19 protein-coding genes and 1 other annotated feature are annotated in these 21979 nt (G+C 34.5%); of the genes, 8 read left to right on the forward strand and 11 right to left on the reverse strand.

Features of this window, described 5'->3' with window-relative positions; translation table 11 throughout:
* Positions 1–106: 106 nt before the first annotated feature.
* The gene (locus NBE98_RS19180) at positions 107–1372 is read right to left on the reverse strand and encodes a dicarboxylate/amino acid:cation symporter (protein WP_250816619.1); all 1266 of its coding nucleotides are present in this window, start codon (positions 1370–1372) and stop codon (positions 107–109) included.
* Between the two features lie 254 nt (positions 1373–1626).
* Entirely contained in the window at positions 1627–2391 is a 765-nt protein-coding gene (locus NBE98_RS19185) for an SDR family NAD(P)-dependent oxidoreductase (RefSeq protein ID WP_250816620.1), read from the reverse strand.
* Positions 2392–2597: 206 nt separating this feature from the next.
* Between NBE98_RS19185 and NBE98_RS19190 the strand changes: the two genes are divergently transcribed.
* The 4 genes from NBE98_RS19190 (at position 2598) to NBE98_RS19205 (ending at position 7676) form a co-directional block, all read left to right on the forward strand.
* The gene (locus tag NBE98_RS19190) at positions 2598–4277 is read left to right on the forward strand and encodes a sensor histidine kinase (RefSeq protein WP_250816621.1); all 1680 of its coding nucleotides are present in this window, start codon (positions 2598–2600) and stop codon (positions 4275–4277) included.
* A 4-nt stretch (positions 4278–4281) separates the two neighbouring features.
* Positions 4282–4983: a LytR/AlgR family response regulator transcription factor gene (locus tag NBE98_RS19195; protein WP_250816622.1), complete on the forward strand. Its 702-nt coding sequence runs from the start codon at positions 4282–4284 to the stop codon at positions 4981–4983.
* A 106-nt stretch (positions 4984–5089) separates the two neighbouring features.
* Entirely contained in the window at positions 5090–6520 is a 1431-nt protein-coding gene (locus NBE98_RS19200) for a carbon starvation CstA family protein (protein ID WP_250816623.1), read from the forward strand.
* Positions 6521–6659: 139 nt separating this feature from the next.
* The gene (locus NBE98_RS19205) at positions 6660–7676 is read left to right on the forward strand and encodes an alpha-hydroxy-acid oxidizing protein (RefSeq protein WP_250816624.1); all 1017 of its coding nucleotides are present in this window, start codon (positions 6660–6662) and stop codon (positions 7674–7676) included.
* A 62-nt stretch (positions 7677–7738) separates the two neighbouring features.
* Here NBE98_RS19205 and NBE98_RS19210 read toward each other — a convergent pair whose 3' ends face one another.
* The 5 genes from NBE98_RS19210 to NBE98_RS19230 all read right to left on the reverse strand — a co-directional run bounded on the left by NBE98_RS19210 (position 7739) and on the right by NBE98_RS19230 (position 12837).
* A complete protein-coding gene (locus tag NBE98_RS19210; RefSeq protein ID WP_250816625.1) occupies positions 7739–7984 on the reverse strand; it encodes a (2Fe-2S) ferredoxin domain-containing protein in 246 nt (81 codons plus the stop codon).
* A gap of 5 nt (positions 7985–7989) precedes the next feature.
* Positions 7990–9678, reverse strand: a complete 1689-nt coding sequence (locus tag NBE98_RS19215; RefSeq protein WP_250816626.1) for a [FeFe] hydrogenase, group A — start codon at positions 9676–9678, stop codon at positions 7990–7992.
* Between the two features lie 4 nt (positions 9679–9682).
* A complete protein-coding gene (gene nuoF, locus NBE98_RS19220) occupies positions 9683–11557 on the reverse strand; it encodes an NADH-quinone oxidoreductase subunit NuoF (protein WP_250816627.1) in 1875 nt (624 codons plus the stop codon).
* Between the two features lies 1 nt (position 11558).
* Complete coding sequence (locus tag NBE98_RS19225) at positions 11559–12038, reverse strand: complex I 24 kDa subunit family protein (RefSeq protein WP_250816628.1); 480 nt, start codon at positions 12036–12038, stop codon at positions 11559–11561.
* 226 nt (positions 12039–12264) lie between these two features.
* A complete protein-coding gene (locus NBE98_RS19230) occupies positions 12265–12837 on the reverse strand; it encodes a rhomboid family intramembrane serine protease (protein ID WP_250816629.1) in 573 nt (190 codons plus the stop codon).
* Positions 12838–13461: 624 nt separating this feature from the next.
* Here NBE98_RS19230 and NBE98_RS19235 point away from each other — a divergent pair.
* The gene (locus NBE98_RS19235; protein WP_250816630.1) at positions 13462–14673 is read left to right on the forward strand and encodes an alanyl-tRNA editing protein; all 1212 of its coding nucleotides are present in this window, start codon (positions 13462–13464) and stop codon (positions 14671–14673) included.
* Positions 14674–14709: 36 nt separating this feature from the next.
* Here NBE98_RS19235 and NBE98_RS19240 read toward each other — a convergent pair whose 3' ends face one another.
* Both NBE98_RS19240 and NBE98_RS19245 read right to left on the reverse strand, forming a co-directional pair.
* Positions 14710–15627, reverse strand: a complete 918-nt coding sequence (locus NBE98_RS19240) for a metallophosphoesterase (RefSeq protein ID WP_250816631.1) — start codon at positions 15625–15627, stop codon at positions 14710–14712.
* Between the two features lie 144 nt (positions 15628–15771).
* Positions 15772–16065: a hypothetical protein gene (locus NBE98_RS19245; protein ID WP_250816632.1), complete on the reverse strand. Its 294-nt coding sequence runs from the start codon at positions 16063–16065 to the stop codon at positions 15772–15774.
* Positions 16066–16389: 324 nt separating this feature from the next.
* Positions 16390–16642, forward strand: a binding site (T-box leader).
* Positions 16643–16730: 88 nt separating this feature from the next.
* Between NBE98_RS19245 and NBE98_RS19250 the strand changes: the two genes are divergently transcribed.
* Positions 16731–18431, forward strand: coding sequence for a glutamine--tRNA ligase/YqeY domain fusion protein (locus NBE98_RS19250; RefSeq protein ID WP_250816633.1), 1701 nt, complete (start codon positions 16731–16733; stop codon positions 18429–18431).
* A 54-nt stretch (positions 18432–18485) separates the two neighbouring features.
* On the opposite strand, the gene NBE98_RS19255 is transcribed toward NBE98_RS19250, so the two are convergent.
* A complete protein-coding gene (locus tag NBE98_RS19255) occupies positions 18486–18803 on the reverse strand; it encodes a winged helix-turn-helix transcriptional regulator (protein WP_250817631.1) in 318 nt (105 codons plus the stop codon).
* A 168-nt stretch (positions 18804–18971) separates the two neighbouring features.
* Here NBE98_RS19255 and NBE98_RS19260 point away from each other — a divergent pair, with 168 nt between their 5' ends.
* Positions 18972–19592 (forward strand): nitroreductase family protein, encoded by a 621-nt coding sequence (locus NBE98_RS19260; protein ID WP_250816634.1) that lies wholly within the window; start codon positions 18972–18974, stop codon positions 19590–19592.
* Positions 19593–19705: 113 nt separating this feature from the next.
* Here the strand turns inward: NBE98_RS19260 and NBE98_RS19265 are convergent, their stop codons facing one another.
* Positions 19706–20713, reverse strand: coding sequence for an FUSC family protein (locus NBE98_RS19265; protein WP_250816635.1), 1008 nt, complete (start codon positions 20711–20713; stop codon positions 19706–19708).
* A 534-nt stretch (positions 20714–21247) separates the two neighbouring features.
* On the opposite strand from NBE98_RS19265, the gene NBE98_RS19270 reads away from it, so the two are divergent.
* Positions 21248–21970, forward strand: coding sequence for a polyphosphate polymerase domain-containing protein (locus tag NBE98_RS19270; protein WP_250816636.1), 723 nt, complete (start codon positions 21248–21250; stop codon positions 21968–21970).
* Positions 21971–21979: the final 9 nt, after the last annotated feature.

Here is a 21979-nt window from a genome sequence, read left to right on the forward strand (position 1 = left end):
ACTCGTCTAATAGTTTTATACGTCTATATTTTTTAAAATAGGGGGGTAGCAAATAATTAAAAACAAAAAGACTTGCATCTCAAAATTATGATACAAGTCTTTTTTTCTACATTGCTGCTTCAGATTCTATTTCATTATTATATGCTATTAAATTAAGTTCTTTTTCTGAATTAGCTACAATCACAGTACCTACAGCATCTCCAGTTACATTTACTACTGTTCTCATCATGTCAAGGATTCTATCAATACTCAATATTATCGGAATACCTTCAACTGGTATTCCAACCTGAAGAAGCACCATTGAAAGCATAACCATTCCTGCTCCCGGAACACCTGCTGTACCTATTGAAGCTAAAGTTGCAGTAAGGATAATCATAAGCATAGATTGAAAATTAAGATTAACTCCGTAGAGTTGAGCTAAAAATATAGTTGCAACTCCCTGCATTATTGCTGTACCGTCCATGTTAACAGTTGCACCAAAAGGGATTGTAAAACTTGCAATGGGCTTTGGAACACCAAGCTTTTTCTCGCACACCTCCAGGTTTATTGGTATCGTTGCATTACTGCTGGAAGTTGAAAAGGCTACTGTCATTACTGGCCAGAACTTTTTGAAGAAATAAATAGGATTAACCTTTCCAAGCACCCTAAGAAAAATACCATATACAAACACAACTTGTACTATCAATCCAAGTACAATAGTTAAAGCGTATTTTATTAGTGGAAGCAGTACTGCTATACCTTGAAACATAATAACATTTGAGATTAGAGCAAAAACACCTATTGGAGCTGTTACCATTATTAATCCTATAATTTTTAATAGTACTTCATTAATTTGATTTATAGTATTAAATAATGGCTTTGTTTTTTCTCCAAGCATAGTCATTGCAATTCCAAATATTATGGCAAAAAATATTATTTGCAGCATATCTCCTTTAACTAGAGATTCAATAGGATTTGTTGGTATCATGTTTGTAAAAATATCCATAACAAATGGAGCTTGCACAGCTTTAAACTCCTTGCCCATAGCAGCAAGGCTAGTGCCTATTCCTGGATCTATTAGATTAGCTAAAATTAGAGCTAAAGATACTGCAGCAGCAGTTGTAGCAAGGTAAAAAACAAATATTTTACCTCCTACCCTGCCGAGTTTTCTTATGTCCCCTATACTAGCCGCACCACAAATTAAAGAACAAAGTACAAGAGGTACCACAAGCATTTTTATTCCATTTATAAACATTTTGCCAAGCGGTACCAACACCCACTTGCTTACCTCATTATTAAAGGGTAAGGGGAAAAACGCATTAGCAATAACCCCAAAGATAATACCGAATATTAGTGCAAAAAGAATTTGATGCGTCAAAGATATTTTTTTCATTCAAAGCAGCCCCCTATGAATTATTTTATTTTTATAATTGCATTTTGTGATATTATTTTAGCATATTAAAGGTGTACTTTCAATAATTTTATTTAAGTATTGAATTATTTAATTTTGTATAATTCATTTTTCAAAAACTTCCCAACCATTCTTCCTATTAATAATCATCAAAATTAAAAAAGAGATATGTTCTTCTTGCTAAAACATATCTCTTTTTTATCATTATTAATATTAAATTAACTCAGTATATCTCTTTATTTTTTGTAGATCACCGTACCGCTAGCTTGATGAGTTGGAGTAACTGTAATTTCACAGATTTGAACATGTTCTGGTACAGTGGCAGCATAAAGCGCTACATCCGCAATATCTTCAGCACTAAGAGCCTTGATTCCATCATATACTTTTGTGGCTCTTTCCTCGTCCCCATGGAATCTAACTACGCTGAAATTAGTCTCTACCATTCCAGGTTGTATATTTGTTACCTTAATTGGGGTATGAACTAAATCCATTCTCAAGCCATCACTAATAAATTTAACTGCAGCTTTAGTAGCACAATACACAGCGCCATTAGGATAAGCTTGAACTCCTGCTATTGAACCTATGTTTATTACGTGCCCTCTCTGGTTTTCAACCATGCTTGGAACTACTTTCCTAGTTAAATATAAAAGTCCTTTTACGTTTGTATCAATCATTTCATCAAAATCATCAAGGCTTCCTTCCTGAACCTTTTCAAGTCCCAAAGCAAGTCCTGCGTTATTTATCAATATGTTTATATTTCTCAATTCTGATGGAATGCTATCAAATACCTTATCTACTGCTTTTCTGTCCCTAATATCCAGTTCATATGTATAAACCATATTCCCATACTTGCTCTCAAGCTCAGCCTTTAACAAGTTAAGCTTTTTAAAATTTCTAGCACAAAGCAGCAGTACTGCACCTTCCTTTGCGAACTTTTTAGCCATAGCTTCTCCTAATCCACTGCTGGCGCCACTAATAAAAACTATCTTATCTTTCAACATTTCTACCCCTCCTGTAATTGTTAGAAGCTCATAAAGATTGTTATTTTCTACATTTTATTTTAAAAATTTCTTATAAATAATTATAACTCATATTTTTTAACTTTACATTATTCTTTTTCCTTGAACTGCAAAAATCTAATAGTTACAATAGTAGTAAGCGTTTCGTATTTTCATCTATTATTATAACTAACTTGTTGAGGTATAACATGATTAATTTATTAAAAGGCCTTGTTAATAATCTAAGCTATATAATAATTATAGCTTTTATAATCTCAAACTTATCTGTATTTAAAAAAATTATACAAAAGAACGAATTCGGAAAGGTAGAACTTATTATATTATCTGCAATTTTTTCTGTATTTGGAATACTAGGAACTTATTCAGGAACAGACGTATATGGCGCAATAGCTAATACAAGGATTATAGGAATAATGGCTGGCGGCATATTGTGCGGACCTTTTGTAGGCATCGTTTCCGGAGTAGTCGCGGGTCTTCATAGATTTACCTATGATGTTGGCGGAATAACTTCTATACCTTGTGCTATAAGTACCATATTAGCAGGATTTGCTTCTGCATTAATATATAAAAAAGGAACAAAATACGGAAAGTGGTTCTATGGGTTTTTAGGCGGATTTGTTATGGAGAGTATTGAAATGTTTCTCATACTCATAATATCTAAGCCCTTCCCGGCAGCTTTGTCTATAGTAAAAAGCATATACTTACCAATGAGTTTTACAAACGCCTTTGGAATATCAATACTTATTATTATTATTGAAAAGTTATTTAAGGAAAAAGAACAGATAGCAGCAAAACAGGCCCAGCTAGCACTAGAAATTGCAAATAAAACCCTACCTTATTTCAGGGATATAAACAATGATTCTTTTAAGAAAATATGTTCAATAATAAAAGATTCTACTGGAGCCGCAGCTGTTGCTATAACAGACAAAACTACAATTTTAGCTCATGAAGGGCTTGGCGCGGATCATCATATATGCGGGCAGCCAATTCAAACTAATGCAACCTTAAAGGTTATTGATGATGGAATTATGCGCATCTTAAATTCTCCAAAAGAAATACAATGCTTCTGCAGGCACTGCTCGCTAAAGTCTGCCGTTGTAGCCCCACTTAAAGAAGGAGATGAAGTTATAGGCACACTGAAGCTTTATTATGCTAAGGAGAATGGTATTTCCTTTACTAACGAAAAGCTTGCTCTTGGCCTTTCTCAGCTTATATCTACTCAACTTGAGATAAGCAAGGTTGGAAAGTTAAGAGATATGGCAGCAAAAGCAGAGATAAAAGCTCTTCAGGCACAAATAAATCCTCATTTTCTCTTTAATGCCTTAAATACTATAGTATCTTTTATGAGATTTAATCCAAATGGAGCTCGTGAGTTAATAATTAATTTATCAACCTATTTAAGGCATAATATAGAAGAAAACAGTACTTTTGTTGACATAAGCAAGGAGCTTGAACAAGTAAAAGCCTACGTTGAGATTGAGAAAGCCCGCTTTGGAGACAAACTTCATGTACTTTATGATATAGATGAAACGCTGCATATGCAGATCCCTTCGCTTATAATTCAGCCGTTAGTTGAAAACTCTATAAAGCATGGCATTTTGAAAGGCTCTGGCTCTGGCAATGTTAAAATTCAAGTAAAAAAACACAACTTAGATGAAACGCTTATATCTGTTGAGGATGATGGCATAGGAATACCGCAGGAAATAATCGAAAGCATTTATGAAGGCAATCTTCCTGAAAATAAGATTGGACTTTCAAATGTTTATAATAGACTTCTCCATATATACGGCTCTAGTCTTAAAATAGAACGTCTTTCTAAAGGAACTAAAATAAGTTTTATCCTTCATAAGCTAAAGAAAGGAGACTAAATTTATGAATTGTATTATAGTTGATGACGAACTTCCTGCTATACAGGAACTAAGCTATTTTATTTCTAATTTCAGCTCAATAAAAATTACCGAGAAGTTTGACGACAGTATAAAAGCACTTGAATATATTCAAAATAATTTAGTTGATATAATTTTTCTTGATATTAATATGCCAAAGCTTGATGGTCTTGCTTTCAGCAGAGTGATAAATACTCAAAAGTCAAAACCTCTATTAGTTTTTATTACTGCTTATAGAGATTATGCTGTAGAGGCCTTTGAAGTAGCCGCCTTCGATTATATACTTAAACCTTATTCAGAAAACAGAATAGCAGATACTCTAAAAAGGCTTGAAGGCTGCTCTGTTGGCAAATGCAGCAACAACAAGCTTACAATATGGAAGAACGAAAAACTTTTCGTTCTAAATTTAACTGATATTTACTATTGCAGAGCTAATGAGCACGATGTTTTCATATATACAAAGTCTGAAGAATTTAAAATCACTTCAAGCATAGGGGAGCTGTATAAAAAACTGCCACAAGAAATCTTTTTTAAATGCCATAGATCTTATATAGTAAATTTGGATAAAATAACAGAAATTATACCTTGGTTTAATAATACCTACATGCTAAAACTTCAAGGAATAGTAGCCGAAGTTCCAGTAAGCAGGCACAATATTACACGATTTAAACACTTAATGGGCATATGAATGCATTTCATGTGCCCATTTTGTTATTTAACGAAATATTCAATGTAAACATATACATTTATTTTATAATTAACTTGTAAAATAAATTTTGTAGGAGGTTATTTTTATGGTATCATTCTTTTTATCTATTGCTGCCTTGCTTATAGGCTATTTTATTTACAGCAAAGTCGTGGAAAAAGCTTTCGGTGCAGACGATAGTGTCCAAACTCCAGCTGTTAGACTTGAAGATGGTGTTGACTTTGTTAAAATGCCCGCTTGGAAAATTTTCTTAATCCAATTCTTAAATATTGCTGGTACTGGCCCAATCTTCGGTGCTATAGCAGGTGCATTATGGGGTCCTGCTGCTTTCCTATGGATTGTATTAGGTTCAATATTTGCTGGTGGTGTTCACGACTATCTTTCGGGTATGCTTTCAGTAAGGCACGATGGAGCAAGTATTCCTGAGGTTGTTGGAAAGTATCTTGGACCAGGTTTTAAAAACTTCATGAGAGGCTTCTCTGTTGTTGTTCTAATTCTTGTGGGTGTTGTTTTCATAACCACTCCTGCAAATCTTTTAGCTTCATTAACACCTGCAGCTTTAGATGCAAAGTTTTGGGTATATGTTATATTTGCTTATTATATACTAGCTACATTAGTTCCAATAGACAAGCTTATAGGGAAGATTTATCCCATATTTGGTGTTTGTCTTCTGATAATGGCTTTAGGAGTATCAGGCGGTATAATATTTGGAGGGTATAAAATACCTGAAATTACCTTAACCAATTTACACCCTAAAAATCTTCCAATTTGGCCTCTTATGTTTATTTCAATAGCTTGCGGAGCTATATCAGGTTTCCACTCGACTCAATCCCCGCTTATGGCTAGATGTATAACTTCTGAAAAGCAAGGTAGAGCAATATTCTACGGAGCTATGATAGCTGAAGGCATTGTTGCTTTAATATGGGCAGCAGCTGCTATAGCTTTCTTTGGCAGTACAGGTGAACTTAGTGCTCAAATGAATGCCAATGGAGGACAAGGTTGGGTAGTAAGTACAATATCTAACACTCTTTTAGGCAAATTTGGGGGAGCGCTTGCAATACTAGGTGTTGTTGCCTGTCCTGTTACTTCTGGCGACACTGCCTTTAGAAGTGCTAGACTTACAATTGCAGATTTCCTTAATTACAAGCAAGGACCAATGAAAAACAGACTTATGATAACTGTTCCACTATTTGTTATAGGCTTTATTTTAACTAGAATAGATTTTAATATTCTTTGGAGATATTTTGCATGGTCTAATCAAACTTTAGCTATGATAGTGCTTTGGGCATCCGCTATGTATCTAGCTTTAAGAAAGCAAATTCACTGGATAGCTACGGTACCTGCAACCTTTATGACTGCAGTTTCAATAACTTACATTCTTGTTGCTCCAGAAGGCTTCAAGCTTTCAAGCACAATAGCTTACCCAATCGGTATAGCAGTTGCAATAGGAGCTCTTGCAGTATTTTTAACAGCTGCAAATAAGAAAACACAAGCTCAGTCATCTAAAGTGAGCGCATAGTAATTAAAAGCTGCGGTACAGCTTCTATGTAAACCGCAGCTTTAATTATTATAAAGGTTTTATATTAGACTTAAAGTACTTCATTGTGCTAAAATCAATTTGTAGCTTTAAATTTAAAATTATTTAGGGGTGGATGACTATGAATTACAAAGAAGTATTAAAAACAGCAAAGTCAAATTTAAATGGTAGCTGCAGAGTTTGTCCTGTATGTAATGGAAAGGTTTGCTCTGGAGAAATTCCTGGCATGGGTGGGAAAGGAACTGGAGAAGCCTTTACTATTAATATTGATGCTCTTAGAAAGCATAAGCTCAACATGAGAGTTCTTCACAATGCAAGCAATCCTGACACTTCAATAGAGTTATTTGGAAGGAAAATGAGAATACCTGTGTTTGCTGCTCCTGTATCTGGTACAACCCTTAATATGGGCGGAAAGTTTACTGAGCAGGAATACATATCCTGGGTAATCGATGGCTGCCTTAAAGCTGGGCTTTACCCAATGGTTGGCGATACAGCTGTAGATTCTTTCTTAATTACAAACCTGGAAGAACTCAAAAAGGCAGGCGGAGATGGAGTTGCATTTATAAAGCCTTGGAAAAACTCTGAAGTCATTAGTAAAATACGCCTTGCTGAAGAAGCAGGTGCTTATGCTGTTGGTATGGATATAGATGCTGCTGGTCTTATAACTCTGGCCCTTCACGGTAAGCCAGTGGGACCAAAAACTGTACAGGATATAAAGGAAATAGTTCAAAGCACAAAACTGCCTTTCATATTAAAAGGAATTATGACTCCTGACGAAGCTGAATTAGCCGTTGAAGCTGGTGTAGCAGCAATAGTTGTATCAAATCATGGTGGCAGAGTTCTGGATCAAACACCAGGAGTTGCAGATGTACTACCTGAAATATCAGCTAAAGTTAAGGGAAAGATAACTATACTTGCCGATGGCGGTGTAAGAAATGGTGTTGATGTGCTTAAAATGCTTGCTCTTGGGGCTGATGCAGTTCTAATTGGAAGACCTTTTGTTTCTGCTTCCTTTGGAGGTCAATCCGAGGGGGTTAAAATATATATCGACACTATAGCTGATGATTTAAGATCTGCTATGATACTAACTGGCTGTAATTCAGTGGCTGAAGTTACAGATAGGATTTTATTTAAATAATTTATTCCATATAAAAAAGAACAATTAACAGCTAATTGAAAGCTGTTAATTGTTCTTTTTTACTATATTTTAGGAATTATCTCATTCTGAAAAAAACTTCTAGCCGTAGTTCCTGAAACACTGAAAATCTTATCATCATCTACCATCACCGATACACTTTCAGTGCAGTGTCCCAAACAAAATACTGCTTTCAGTTCCACCCTATCAGATATATTATATTCTTCAATCATCTGCTGAAAAACGTTAAGAACATTATAGGAGCCTTTAATGTGACAGGCACTGCCTACACAAACACTTATAGTTACCATATCAACTACTCCCTTCCCTTATAATGAACATGAAGAAGCTCGTGAACCTTTCCCTTTAAAAGCCCTGAGTACAAGCTCATCATAACAGGATTCTCTTCTGAACGCTTTATACTACTCATTCTATCAGCTTCGTATAAGCCTGCCCCTCTCTTTATTTTTCCTTCGGCTTTTGCAAAAGGCTGACCAGCACCGCTTATGCATCCTCCCGGGCAAGCCATTACTTCTATAAAATCGTACTGCACTTCACCAGCTTTTATTTTCTTTACAACATCATCTGCATTTTTTAAGCCGCTCACAATTGCTATTTTTAATTCACGATCACCAACTGTAACCTTAGTTTCCTTAAGGCCCTTCATACCCCTTACACCATTAAAAGCTACTGTACGAAGTGTAGTTGTGGATTTATCATCTAAAACTCTTCTTATAACAGCTTCTGTAACTCCTCCTGTCACTCCGAAGATAACCCCTGCTCCACTACTAGCTCCAAAAGGCATATCTACAGCTTCAGGCTCTATTTCTGAAAAGACAATACCAGATTCCTTTATCATTTGAATGAGTTCTTGAGTAGTAATAACATAATCTGTACAAGGAATATCATCCTTTTTGAATTCATCCCTTTGCGCTTCAAATTTCTTTGCTGTGCAAGGCATAACTGCCACAGTTACTATTCTTCTATTTGAATGTTTGTAATGTTCCTTAAGTACAGCTGAAAACATCTGCATTGGAGAGCGGCATGTAGAAACATTTTGAATAAGTTCAGGGTAGTTCTTTTCAACATAGCTAACCCAAGCAGGACAGCAGGATGTAAATAGTGGAAGTTTTTCATCACTTTCCAGCCTCTTTAAAAACTCTCCTGTTTCTTCTAAAACTGTTAGATCTGCTCCTGTAGAAGTATCAAAAACTTCGTCAAAACCCATTCTTCTTAATGAAGCTACAAGCTTCCCCATTACATTGACTCCATCCGTAAATCCAAGTTCCTCCCCTACTCCAACTCTGACAGCAGGCGCAATTTGTACTATAACCTTAGTATCTTTGTCGCTTAATTCCTTCCAAAGCTTTGATGTATCATTTTTTATAACAATAGCTCCTGTTGGACAAACTGCAGCACATTGCCCGCAGCCTACGCAATTAGATTCAGCTATAGGTTCATCAAAAGCTGTACTTACAGTCATCTTTGAACCCCTCTTAACAAAGTCGATTGCTCCAACATTTTGCACTTCATCACACATTCTTACGCAGTCACCGCATAATATGCACTTGCTCTTATCTCTTACTATTGAAACTGATGATTTGTCTAACATTCTATTTTCTGAGGTGTTGTCAAATCGTATTTCCTTAATACCAAAACGCTGTGCTAAATCCTGCAGCTTGCAATGACCATTCTTCTCACAGGTAGTACAGTCTCTGCAGTGATTTGATAAAAGAAGCTCAAGTATCATCTTTCTATATTTTCTAAGCCTTGGAGTATTTGTTTTTACTTCCATTCCAGCCTTAGGGGGAGTTGAGCAAGCAGCTTCAATTTCGCCCCACTTGTTTTCCACCATGCACATACGGCATGCTCCGTATACTGATAACTCAGAGTAATAGCAGAAGGTAGGAAGATCAATCCCAGCCTTTCTAACAAGTTCAAGTATGTTTTTTTCTCCATTTATTTCAACAGGAATATCATCTATAAGCATAAACTGTCCACTCATTCCCTTAATCCTCCTTTATAGCCTTGAAAGCACAAGACTCAATACAAGCGCCGCACTTAATACACTTATCTTTATCTATTTTGTAAGGCGACTTAACTTTACCTGATATAGCACCCACTGGGCAAATCCTCGAGCACTTGGAGCATCCTTTACAAGTCTCTTCCTCGATAAAAATAGTCTTTAGCTTGCTGCAGGTTTTTGATGGGCATTTCTTATCTACTATATGAGTTACATACTCATCTCTAAAATTCTTTATTGTACTAACTACAGGGAATGCTGCAGTTTTTCCTAAGCCGCAAAGTGCTGTTGAAGATATTGTGTCTGCAAGCTCTAACAGCATATCTATATCCTCAAGCTCACCCTTACCAGCAACAATTCTTTCAAGTATTTCAAGCATTCTCTTGGTACCTTCACGACAAGGCACGCACTTTCCACAGGATTCATTTTGTGTAAAATTCATAAAAAATCTTGCCACTTCAACCATACAGGTATCTTCATCCATAACTACTAAACCGCCAGATCCTATCATAGCCCCAGCTTTCTTAAGCGAGTCAAAGTCTAGAGGTAAATCAAGATGTTCTTTTGTCAAGCAGCCTCCAGAAGGACCTCCTATCTGGACAGCCTTAAAGCCTTTTCCATCTCTCATGCCTCCGCCAATATCAAATATTACCTCTCTTAAAGGTGTTCCCATAGGAACCTCAATAAGTCCTGTATTTTCGATGTTCCCTGTTAAAGCAAAAGCTTTGGTTCCAGGACTCTTTTCAGGTCCAATAGACTTGTACCACTCAGATCCCTTACTTATTATTGATGGAACATTGGCAAAGGTTTCAACATTATTAAGCACTGTTGGTTTTCCAAACAATCCCTGTTCAACAGTTCTAGGAGGCTTAACCCTAGGCATCCCCCTTTTTCCTTCAATAGATGCTGTAAGAGCACTTCCCTCACCACAAACGAAGGCACCTGCTCCTTTATTTATTTTTATATCAAAGCTGAAGTTTGTTCCTAAAACATTTTTTCCTAATAACCCCCAACGTCTTGCTTCCTCAATAGCATTGTTAAGTCTGCTTACAGCTAAAGGATACTCCGCACGTACATATATATAGCCTTCCTGAGCTCCACAAGCAACAGCTGCAATCATCATGCCTTCGAGAACTCTATGAGGATCTCCTTCCATAACGCTTCTATCCATAAAAGCACCTGGGTCTCCTTCGTCACCATTACATACAATATATTTCATAGGCTCCTGCTGGCGCTTAACCTGAGACCACTTTCTACCAGTTGAGAAGCCGCCTCCACCGCGCCCCCTTAAAGCCGATTCCTCAATCTGCTTTATTATTTCATCAGAGGTCATGTCAAATAGAGTTTTTTCAAAAGCCTCATATCCGCCAACTGCCAAATACTCCTCTATCGAAGTAGAGTCTATATGCCCGCAGTGCTCAAGTGCAAGCCTAGTTTGCTTCTTATAGAAAGGGATTTCTTCCTGCTTCCTATAGATACTTCCATCCTTAGTATAGGCAAGTCTTTCAACACACTCATCATTAACTATAGTTTTTTCTATAATTTCTTCACAGTCTTCAGGTTTAACCTTTATATATAAATAGCCCCAAGGCTCAATTCTAACTAATGGTCCCATCTCGCAAAATCCATGACAGCCGCTTTTCTTAATTCCAACAGAATTATCATGGGGTTCCTTCTCAAGACTTATGGAGCAATCTATACCTTTTTCCCCCATAATTCTTATGAACTCATCATAAATTTTTAAAGCGCCACCGGCAACACAGCCCGTACCAGCGCATATAAGAATTTTTTTGTGCTGTTTTTTTAAGCTAGCCTTGTACAAGTCTACTGCATTTTTAAATTCTTCTCTATTTAGAAGCATGCTAATTCTCCCCTTTCCTAAGAGTTTTTAATAATTCTCCCGCCTTATCTGTTGTCATGGCTGGGTAAACCTTATCATTAACTGTTAAAACAGGTGCTAATCCACAGGCTCCAAGACAAGAAACTGTCTCCACAGTAAACATTAGATCGTCAGTTGTATGCTTGGAATCTGAAAGCCCTAATTCTTTTCTAAGTTTGTCTAATATAGGAATGGACTTTCTAACATGGCAGGCTGTTCCATCACAAATCTTAATTACATATTGGCCTTTAGGCTCCAAGGAAAAGTTTTCATAAAAAGTAGCAACGCTATATATCTTTGCTCTGCTAATACCTAATTTTTCAGAAAGGTAGCTGAATACTTCCTTAGGAAGGTATCTGTACGCCTCCTGGGTATCTTGAAGTATTGCAATTATATTGCTGCTTTTAAATTGGTGTTTTTTTAAAATTTCATCCAGCTTGCTAAAGTCAAATGAATTATTCATCTTTTATCCCCCATAAATATTGTTAAATTATTGTCACATTACTATATTATATTAATATTTTAAATATTGCAATATATAATAATATTCTTTTTAATTTAAATTCTTGTTTGTTTTATTGATACTTTAACAGAAATATAAGCTTTTGCTTAATAAAATTGCATAAAAAAAATTGACAAGCCTCTGATTTAAATGTTAAGAGACTGTCAATTGTTTTATAATTCTAAACTTAAGAATCTCTTCGTGATTTTCTAAAAGCAAAAAAGACACCGCAGATTCCACCAATAATATGAGAGACTTGAGATATGTTATCTTGTGCTGTTACTCCGCTAAATATTTCTCTACCTACAAATATAATAAAAACGATTATTAATGTAAGAGGAATCTTTCCTGCTTCCGTATTTGCAAAGGAACTTAAGATAATAAACATGTACACTACTCCACTAGCACCTAAGAGAATAGTATTAGAAAACAAGGTGTGAATCAGTCCAGTAACTAAAGCAGTAATTAGTATCATCTGTACTAAGGTTTTTGATCCATACTTTTCTTCAAGCATTGGACCAATAATAAGTATGATAATAAAGTTGCCGGCAAAATGTGCCCAATTTGCATGACCAAGTATATGGCTGAACAACCTCACGTACTGCATTGGATCTGCAAAGGAAGTTTTATAATTTGAAAAGATTAGTGTAGTGGTAAAGTTTTTTGTAAATTGACCTAATATATAGCTTATAAAAGAAAGTAAGGTAAAGTTTAGAATTACAGGTGCATTATATTGAATTTTTCCTATTATTTTATTCACAAAAGTTTCTCCTCTATTTTCTATTTGATATTGATATTTTATCATAGTTTTCATTCAATTATCTGTAGTAACCAATATTTTTTTGTTGACCCAGTTTTAATATTCATTAAATTGTATTTAGCCACTTTTATTGCAGCCATGCTATTTTAGGTGTTATGTAAACTATAATTTGACATCAGTATACTCATTAATAAAATAAACAATAAAATTTGTTTTAATGTAAAGTAATTAGAAATATGAAATATTTTGACATATACCACTCATTTAAAGTAGTATTATATTAAAGTAACAAAATAACCTTAATTCCTAACATTAAGCCGTTTCTATCCTAACAACTGTATACATTGTATTATTTCTAGTTACTCACCAGCAGTTGCTTCTAAAAGCGAAGATCCTGATTTTATTCAAGTCGAGATCTCTAATAAGCTTGCTAAGGATATTAAATTCTTATGTTCTTATATTTATATCTTCTTATATTGTTAACTTTTTTAGAATTTAGCACTAATTTTCCCATAATAAATATATCACTCTGCCAGCCAATTTAATCTTTCTTTGGCTGGCACTTTTTTTATATTGTGCTATAATTATAACTTAGCAAACAAAGGACGTAAGGAGACTTTTATCATGACGCAAAAGCTTTATTATGAAGATCAATATATAAGAGAATTTACAGCAGAAATATTAAACGTTATTGAAAAGGAGGGCTTATTTCACATTGAGTTAAATAAAACGGCCTTCTTCCCTGGAGGCGGTGGTCAACCTTGCGATATAGGATTTATTGAAGACAGTAAAGTATCTTACGTATACGAAGCAGCCGGTACCATATATCATGTTTCAAATAAAAAGCCTATAAAAATTCATAAAGCAAAATGTAAAATAGATTGGGATTTTAGATTTGACGGTATGCAGCAGCATTTGGGGCAGCACCTATTGTCCGCCGCCTTCTTAGAATTATTTGGTGCTAATACTGTTAGTTTTCATCTAGGAAAAGATATATGCACAACAGATATAGATAAACACTTAAGTGATGAGGAATTAGAAAAAGCTGAAGAACTTGTGAACCGATATATTTTTGACATGAGGCCAGTGGAATTTTTAACCCCTAGTAAATCAGAACTAAAAAAGCTTTCCTTAAGAAGAGTCCCAGATATAAAAGAAGAGGAATTGAGGGTTGTGCGAGTTATGGATACGGATACTACCGCCTGCTGCGGTCTTCATCCTAAATCCACTATAGAAGTACAGCTCTTAAAAATTAAGGGCAAGGAAAAAGCTAAGGGGAATTTAAGAATACAGTATATTTGCGGAAAACGAGCTGCTGCAGATGCATTAAAAACCTATAAATTCTCAAGCAAACTTTGCAGGAGCTTTAACTGTAATGAGGAAGAAGTTCTTATAAAAATAAATAACATGACTTCAGAATACAGCTGCATCTCGGCGGAAAATAAAGCATTAAAATCACAGGTGGCAGATTATGAAGTTCAAAATATTATTAACAGCTCAGAAACAGCTGCAAATGTCCGTATAGTAAAGAATGTATTTACTAATAGAGACATGAAGTATGTAAATTTATTAGCTTCCAAGCTTACTTCTTTAGAAAATGTAGTAGTTCTTTATGGCTTAAAGACAGATGCATCTGCTAACCTCATATTCATGTGCTCTAAAGATTTAAAGACAATTAATATGAATAATCTTCTGAAGGATGCAATAACCTTGATAGATGGAAAAGGCGGCGGAAGCAGCTTCTCTGCTCAAGGAGGAGGAAAATCCATAAATAATTTGGAATCTGCAGTAGACTATGCATTTTCAAAAGTTAAAACTTCGCTACTTCAAAGCTAATTAAAGTGTGGAGACTTTTAAATCTCCACACTTTTGCTATTTTTCGTTCAAAGTTCTATAAGCTTCATCAAAATAATCCTTTAAACTTTTGGGCCCTGCCAATACTTCTCTTCCAACAAATACTGAACCATCATCTTTAGTTTGAACATTCCATTTAACCAGCTCTATACTGCCTTTTGATATCTCAATGGCTGTAATACAACGTGGGTGAACAGAACTTCCATCATTGAAATATGGTATCTCTCCTGCATCAGGAAACATAGACCTGTGAGTGTGTCCTGCTATAAGCATGTGCTTATTTTTTTGAACCCATTCAATAAGCTTCCTCTCTACAGCTTCCTTTTTATAATAATCCTTTGAAACACTTGTTGGATCATTTATCCCTATGGAAGACAGAGGTCCCCACAAATATCTTACTAAAAATCTACCAAGCTTCCAAAACCTATCATTAATAAAATCTCCCTGATGTCCGTGGACTAGAAGTATTTTATACCCTAATTGTTTATGCTCTAGCACAAGTCCCTCATGAATCTTAATATTCTTAAATAGAGGTATACTTCTTTTTTCTCGTGGATCATAATATGAATATAAATTATTCTTAACATATTTTTCATCTTGCTTAGCCAAATCATGGTTGCCGTAGATAAAGTAAAGTCTACCCTCTTTGTAAAGCTTGGATAAAAACCAAAATACATCTCTGTGTACCTCAACAATATCAGACATTTTTTTATTCTTCCAAAGTTCATCTCCATCACCAATTTCAATGTAAGTGTATTTATTATTGTAGTAATGCTTTAAAGCTGTTAAATTAAGAAGCTTATTTTTTACAAAATCATCAGCAGAGCTTCCATTCCCCCTATGGCAATCACTCATTAGAACAAATTTTGAGTTATCGTCAAAAGGTATTATCTCTGCTTTATTAAAAACCTGAGTTATACGTCTGAAAGTATTCATGCTTATCCCCCCATGGAAAACTTGCCGACCATAAGTTATTCAAAGAAACTTACTTTTTACCATAATATTCTACATGGAGTAATTATGTTAAGATAATTATTAGCAAAAACACCTTGAAGCCTCACACTTCAAGGTGTTTTCTATTTACTTATTCTTCTGTTCTATAGGTTTGAAAGTCCATTCATAGCCGCCTTGAGCTGTCATAGTTAGAAGTATGGCATTAATTATAGTCAGCAGCAGTCTTGAAAACTCAAATGTATTTGTCATAAGTTGATAGGCGATTAAAATTATTAGAGAGTATACAAATACTACATACTTTGTAGGCAAGTTTTTTGCAAACTTGTCTATTAATTCTTTTGTAAATTGAGTTATTAACACAACTGCAGCTACCATCCCTGCAAACGTTCCAAGGTAGTCTAAGGTTACAAACTTGTCCATATTAAGCCTCCCTACATCCCCTATTAGCACATAAAGCTTATCAGTCCTTATATCCTTTTGCTTCAAAGCTTTGTCCTACTAAATTATATTTATTTTCTGAAAAAGTTATTCTAAGCTTTTAATAAAATATTTGTTGCCAAAAAACATAAAATATATGCTAATCATATACTATTGACATAATATATTAAATAGCATATATTATAATAAAAATATAGTTATAGGTTTTTAAATTCAACTGTTAACTTATACATGTCCTAAAAAGGCTTAAAGCTGCCTGTTTTATGACATATATAAGTTTAGTTTCATAGTTAAAATCCTATAGTTAGTGTGGCTATGAAGAGAAGAGTAAATAAGTTCGTTTTTTACAGAGAGCTCCGTAAGCTGAAAAGGAGTAAAAATGGTTTATTGAAGCAAGCCTCTGAGCCCTGCACCAATCCTATTAGGTGAGGCTGCAGCAGGAGCTCCTGATATAGAGCTAGGGTATAAGCATTTATTGTTGCCGTACCCGAAGAGGTCAGTATGGCAACATATTGACGAACTGGGGTGGCACCACGTGAATATAACTCTCGTCCCCAAGGCTAGAATTAGTCTTGGGGGTGAGAGTTTTTTATTTTGCTTAATAAATAATGGATATTTAAATATAAGTTTAGGCAGGAGGGCTAAAAATGGAAAATAATAAATTAAATAATACTGAAGATAATAATATAAATTTTCTTCAAAAGGTAGTTGAAGTAGACTTAGAAAACAAATACTATTCAAGAGATATTTGTACCAGATTTCCACCTGAGCCAAATGGATATCTTCATATAGGAAGTGCTTATGCAATAAACATAAGCTATGGAATCGCAAAGAAATACGGTGGAAAATTTAATCTTCGTTTTGATGATACCAATCCGCTTAAGGAAGATATAGAATTTGTTAATGCCATTGTTGCGGATATGAAATGGGCTGACTTCGACCCTAAGGATAGAATTTTTTACGGCTCAGATTATTCCAGGCAAATATACGACTATGCAGTACAGCTTATAAAAAAAGGTAAAGCATATGTTGATGATCTTTCTGCAGATGAAATAAGGGAATATAGAGGAACGTTAACAGAGCCAGGCAAAGATAGTCCTTATAGGAACAGAAGTATTGAAGAAAATCTCACTATATTTGCTCAAATGAAAAATGGAGAGTTTCCAAATGGAGCTAAAGTTTTAAGAGCTAAAATAGACATGGCTTCTCCAAACATGAATATGAGAGACCCTGTTATCTATAGAATAATCCATGCTGAGCATTATAGAACTGGAAATGAGTGGTGCATATACCCTATGTATGACTTTGCACATCCTCTTCAGGACTATATAGAAGGAGTAACTCACTCACTATGTTCCATTGAATTCAAGGATCATAGGCCACTATATGAATGGGTACTTAATGAGCTTGATATTAAAGAACCACCAAAGCAAAGGGAATTTGGAAGATTAAATCTAACAGGAGTTCTAACAAGCAAGAGATATCTAAGAGAGCTTGTATTCGGAAAATATGTAGATGGCTGGGATGATCCAAGAATGGTAACCCTAAAGGGGCTAAGAAGAAGAGGCTTTACACCTGAGAGTATAGCCCATTTTGTTGAAGCCATAGGAATTGCAAAGGTTGAAACCACAATTGATATATCCATGCTCGAACACAGCTTAAGAGAAGATTTAAAAGCTAAAGTTCCTTGTGTTATGGCTGTATTAAATCCGCTTAAGGTTGTTATAACAAATTATCCAGAAAACGAAAGCGAAATGCTTGATATCGAAAACAATCCTCAAAATCCAGAGCTTGGAACAAGAAAAGTTGAATTCTCGAGAACACTTTACATCGAAAAGGACGACTTTATGGAAGAGCCAATTAAAGGCTTTCACAGATTATCTCCAGGAAAAGAGGTTAGATTTAAAGGAGCTTACTTTGTAAAATGTGAAGAAGTGATTAAAGATTCTTTAACTGGGGAAATTATTGAACTTCACTGTACTTACGATGCTGAAACTAAAAGTGGTTCAGGCTTTGAAGGCAGAAAAGTTAAAGGAACAATTCACTGGATAAATGCTGCTACTGCAATTAATGCTGAGGTTCATCTTTACGATAAGCTTATTAGTGATGAAGCTCTTTTAAAGAATGAAACCAAAACTTGGGAGGACAAACTTAACCCAAATTCTCTTATCATTTTAAAGGACTGCTATATTGAACCAAGCTTAAAGGCGGCACCTGTAGAAAGCAAATATCAGTTCATAAGAAATGGCTACTTCTGTGTGGACAGTAAATATACTACTAATGACAAGTTAGTCTTTAACAGAATTGTTGCTCTAAAGGACTCTTGGAAGAAAAACAGTAATAATTAAGCATATAAAAAGGGTGTTAAGATAAATATCTGCACCCTTTTCATATGCTATTTTTTAAATATTCGTATTTTCTACTCCCCAATCGTGCATCATCTTTAATATTGGAAGTAGTGTTTTCCCCCTCTCAGATATTGAATACTCTACCTTCGGCGGAATCTGCTGATATTCCTTCCTATGAATCAACTTATCCATTTCTAGTTCTTTTAGCTGCTGGGATAACATTTTGTGTGATATGTTCGTTAAATACCTTTTAAGTTCCCCATATCTTTTGGTTCCTTCAGTTGATAAATACCAAAGTATAACTGGTTTCCACTTGCCGCCTACAACTTTTTGTGTATATTCAAGAGGACATTTATACTTTTCCTTATTCATATTCTCCAATTTAACATTACTCTCCTTTTGTATAGTATCTTACATAAAAGTGCATACTACTAAATCTAATTATATAGATTTATAATCAGTATGTAAAATAAATAAAGTTGCTGCAGCTTATTAAATAGCTACCTAAACAACTATTTGTAATAAAAGGAGATGTTTTATATGGAATTACTAGAAGCAATTAAATCAAGAAGAAGTATCAGAAAGTTTAAATCAGAGCCAATACCAGAAAGCTATATTGATAAACTAATTGAAGCAGGAAGAATAGCGCCTTCTGGCTCTAATCTTCAACCTACACGCTATGTAGTAATTAAATCTGAAGAAGCAAGAGCAAAATTAAAAGAATGTTCACCACTGCCTTTCGTGGCACAAGCACCTGCTGTAATTGCAGTTTGTGTAGATAATGGTGTTGTGGCTACAGCAGAAGTCAGAACAAGAGAATTACGAGAAGCAAATGCTTTTGTTGATACTCCGTTAAATAATAGTAATGCTGCTGACTCAGAAGCCTATAACAATAGAAAAAAAGCTATGGATGAAGGTGCTTTAAAAGCATACTTAAGTTTAAATGCTGCCATAGCCATAGATCATATTACTTTAAGGGCTGTAGATTTGGGACTTGGAAGCTGTTGGGTAATGATGTTTGACAAGTCCAAGGTAAAAGAACTGATAAATCTAGACGAAAGATATGATGTGGTTGCACTATTACCTGTTGGGTATCCCGATCAAGCTCCAGCACAAAGACCAAGATTAAGCATTGATGAAGTACTATTAAAAGAAATATAATCTTATTCTTTATATTATAACAGCCAACCAAGGAACAATCTTTTTAAAATACTCCTTGACTGGCTGCTTTTCAATTTCATTAAAATTGTTAAAATAATATTTTGTTTTATAAGCTATGCAGCTAGATCAAACTCTGCTAATTTCTTCGTGAAAATTAATTTATCTGCTATTACAGCAAATAATATTCCTATAAATACATAGCCAACTCTCTCAAAAGCTGTTATAAAAGTACCATTGATTAATGAAACTGACGCAACAACGGACATTGTAACACAAATCATTTTATCTCTATAATTAGTAGTATAGCTATCTAAATAGCCTCCAATTAGAACTATTAAACTTCTAATTGTATTGTTTTTAATAAACATAAATAAAGCTATTATAATAAATACACCAATTATTGTTCCCTGTAATCTTTGTTTAGACCTTCGTTTGCAATTCTCAGAATATAACTCAGTTAATGAGAAGATTGTGTATACTATCCATCTTCCTTGCTGTAAGTGAAAAAACTCTACTGTAAAGGCTGCTAATGCTGTTATCAGTCCTATTCTAAAAGCGTATGCTCCTCTTACAGTATTAATTATATCTTTTTTAAACAGTTCTGCACATCTATATATAACTTGTCTTTTATCGCATTCAATCAAATTACTTTCTTCAACTCTTATATTATTATTTTTTTTATGAATAAAAAGTTGAACAACCATAATTAATAATGCACCAAAGCTTAAACCTAATAGCCTTTTAGCAAAATCACCTCCAGTAACCGGAGTATAAAGCATAAATAAATATTGTAGTCCAAAAGGTACTATCATCACTTTATTCAAGTTTAAACTCAATAAGTACCCAATTGCTGCTAAAGCAACAAAATTAAGTATTAATCCTTCCCACATGTTGTAACTAGAGATATGAGCAAATATTCCTAAAACTAAATTTATTGAGATTATCTTTATGAAATTTTCAATTAATTTTTCAGTTAGATCTTCTTGCATCAAAACTAATGTGGCTATTATTATTGTAACTCCAACTAAGCTGTTTTTTGATCCAAATATAACTTCAAACACTTTTACAAATATTATAATTATCCCAAACAGAGCTGTATTTGATAAAATTTTCTTCAACATATATTTTTCTCACCCTTTCTAAAACAACGAATAATATTATCATAACTCTGTTTTGTTTACAAGAAGCATTTTTTCACAAGTAAAACTAATAGTTAACTATGCGTGCGAAAAATATGTTTAATTGATTAATTTTATTGCAGCCTATTTTCAAGAATATTTATCTGTCTTTCTATCCATGTAATAACATCATTTTTTTCTCTGTTAATAGGGGATATTTGTTCCCAGATTTCATTAAAGTACTCATCAAAAGCCCTATTAGTTATTAATTAAATATAAGAATATGTAGTGTTTATGCGGCATACGGTCTTAACTACAAGTTCTATCTATCGTTTTTGAATAAAGTCTGCAACGTACTCTCAGTTGAATATATTTTGGTTTCTCACCATTTCCTGAGGCTAATTCAATCTTTCATAAATTTTTCTTTTTACTAAACTATGCTCCGATATTGAGAAAAAAATATTTCAGATATTTGTAAAAAGGTACCCAAATATGAATTTTTGTTTGTATTAATATTAAGGAAGGAGGAGGAAAACTATGACATTACAGACAAAAACAATCACGAAATTAGCTGTAGCGAGAAAGGAATTAAAATACTTAATTTCCTTGCCTGATAGAATTTATCTTCTCGACGCATTGAATCAAATTTTAACACCGGATGCTTACGGCGGCTATAACGGTTATACAGTTCGCAGTGTGTACTTTGACAGTATTACTAATGACGACTATCACGATAAGAAGGAACACGCAGATGAAAAGAAACGGATTCGTGTACGCGTGTATCACCCAAACGATGAGAAAGCTAAATTTGAACTAAAACTAAAAAGCTTTGGCAGAGAAATAAAAGAAAGCTTAGTCATATCTAGGAGCGATGCCCAGCAGCTACTTAAAAAAAATTATAGCGTACTTTTAGCTTATGACAATCACACTGCTCGGTATGCCTATGATCTGATGACAACGCGTCTCTATCGTCCGGTTTCATTAGTTGAATATGACCGCAGAGCTTACACCCATCCACATTTTAATACTCGTATAACTATGGATAACAATTTACGATACTGTGATTTTTGTTATGACCTGTTTAGTAAAAATCTAAATTTTAAAACTGCTATGCCAAAAGATCAAACTATTCTTGAAATCAAGTACGACCGCTTTCTATTTAAGCAAATCCAGGACGTACTGGCAAACTGTGACCTGTTCCAATCTCCACCTAGCAAATTTGGAACCTCTCGCAGTATTTTAGAACAATATTACTACTAATATAAGTGA

The sequence above is a fragment of the Clostridium swellfunianum genome, from assembly GCF_023656515.1.
In the GTDB taxonomy this organism is placed as follows: domain Bacteria; phylum Bacillota; class Clostridia; order Clostridiales; family Clostridiaceae; genus Clostridium_AT; species Clostridium_AT swellfunianum.

What these genes read in the sequence shown, in the direction of transcription:
- NBE98_RS19180 (WP_250816619.1), bottom strand. Translation starts at nt 1,372, where the DNA reads ATGAAAAAAATATCTTTGACGCATCAAATTCTTTTTGCACTAATATTC.
- NBE98_RS19185 (WP_250816620.1), bottom strand. Translation starts at nt 2,391, where the DNA reads ATGTTGAAAGATAAGATAGTTTTTATTAGTGGCGCCAGCAGTGGATTA.
- NBE98_RS19190 (WP_250816621.1), top strand. Translation starts at nt 2,598, where the DNA reads ATGATTAATTTATTAAAAGGCCTTGTTAATAATCTAAGCTATATAATA.
- NBE98_RS19195 (WP_250816622.1), top strand. Translation starts at nt 4,282, where the DNA reads ATGAATTGTATTATAGTTGATGACGAACTTCCTGCTATACAGGAACTA.
- NBE98_RS19200 (WP_250816623.1), top strand. Translation starts at nt 5,090, where the DNA reads ATGGTATCATTCTTTTTATCTATTGCTGCCTTGCTTATAGGCTATTTT.
- NBE98_RS19205 (WP_250816624.1), top strand. Translation starts at nt 6,660, where the DNA reads ATGAATTACAAAGAAGTATTAAAAACAGCAAAGTCAAATTTAAATGGT.
- NBE98_RS19210 (WP_250816625.1), bottom strand. Translation starts at nt 7,984, where the DNA reads ATGGTAACTATAAGTGTTTGTGTAGGCAGTGCCTGTCACATTAAAGGC.
- NBE98_RS19215 (WP_250816626.1), bottom strand. Translation starts at nt 9,678, where the DNA reads ATGAGTGGACAGTTTATGCTTATAGATGATATTCCTGTTGAAATAAAT.
- nuoF (WP_250816627.1), bottom strand. Translation starts at nt 11,557, where the DNA reads ATGCTTCTAAATAGAGAAGAATTTAAAAATGCAGTAGACTTGTACAAG.
- NBE98_RS19225 (WP_250816628.1), bottom strand. Translation starts at nt 12,038, where the DNA reads ATGAATAATTCATTTGACTTTAGCAAGCTGGATGAAATTTTAAAAAAA.
- NBE98_RS19235 (WP_250816630.1), top strand. Translation starts at nt 13,462, where the DNA reads ATGACGCAAAAGCTTTATTATGAAGATCAATATATAAGAGAATTTACA.
- NBE98_RS19240 (WP_250816631.1), bottom strand. Translation starts at nt 15,627, where the DNA reads ATGAATACTTTCAGACGTATAACTCAGGTTTTTAATAAAGCAGAGATA.
- NBE98_RS19245 (WP_250816632.1), bottom strand. Translation starts at nt 16,065, where the DNA reads ATGGACAAGTTTGTAACCTTAGACTACCTTGGAACGTTTGCAGGGATG.
- NBE98_RS19250 (WP_250816633.1), top strand. Translation starts at nt 16,731, where the DNA reads ATGGAAAATAATAAATTAAATAATACTGAAGATAATAATATAAATTTT.
- NBE98_RS19255 (WP_250817631.1), bottom strand. Translation starts at nt 18,803, where the DNA reads ATGAATAAGGAAAAGTATAAATGTCCTCTTGAATATACACAAAAAGTT.
- NBE98_RS19260 (WP_250816634.1), top strand. Translation starts at nt 18,972, where the DNA reads ATGGAATTACTAGAAGCAATTAAATCAAGAAGAAGTATCAGAAAGTTT.
- NBE98_RS19265 (WP_250816635.1), bottom strand. Translation starts at nt 20,713, where the DNA reads ATGTTGAAGAAAATTTTATCAAATACAGCTCTGTTTGGGATAATTATA.
- NBE98_RS19270 (WP_250816636.1), top strand. Translation starts at nt 21,248, where the DNA reads ATGACATTACAGACAAAAACAATCACGAAATTAGCTGTAGCGAGAAAG.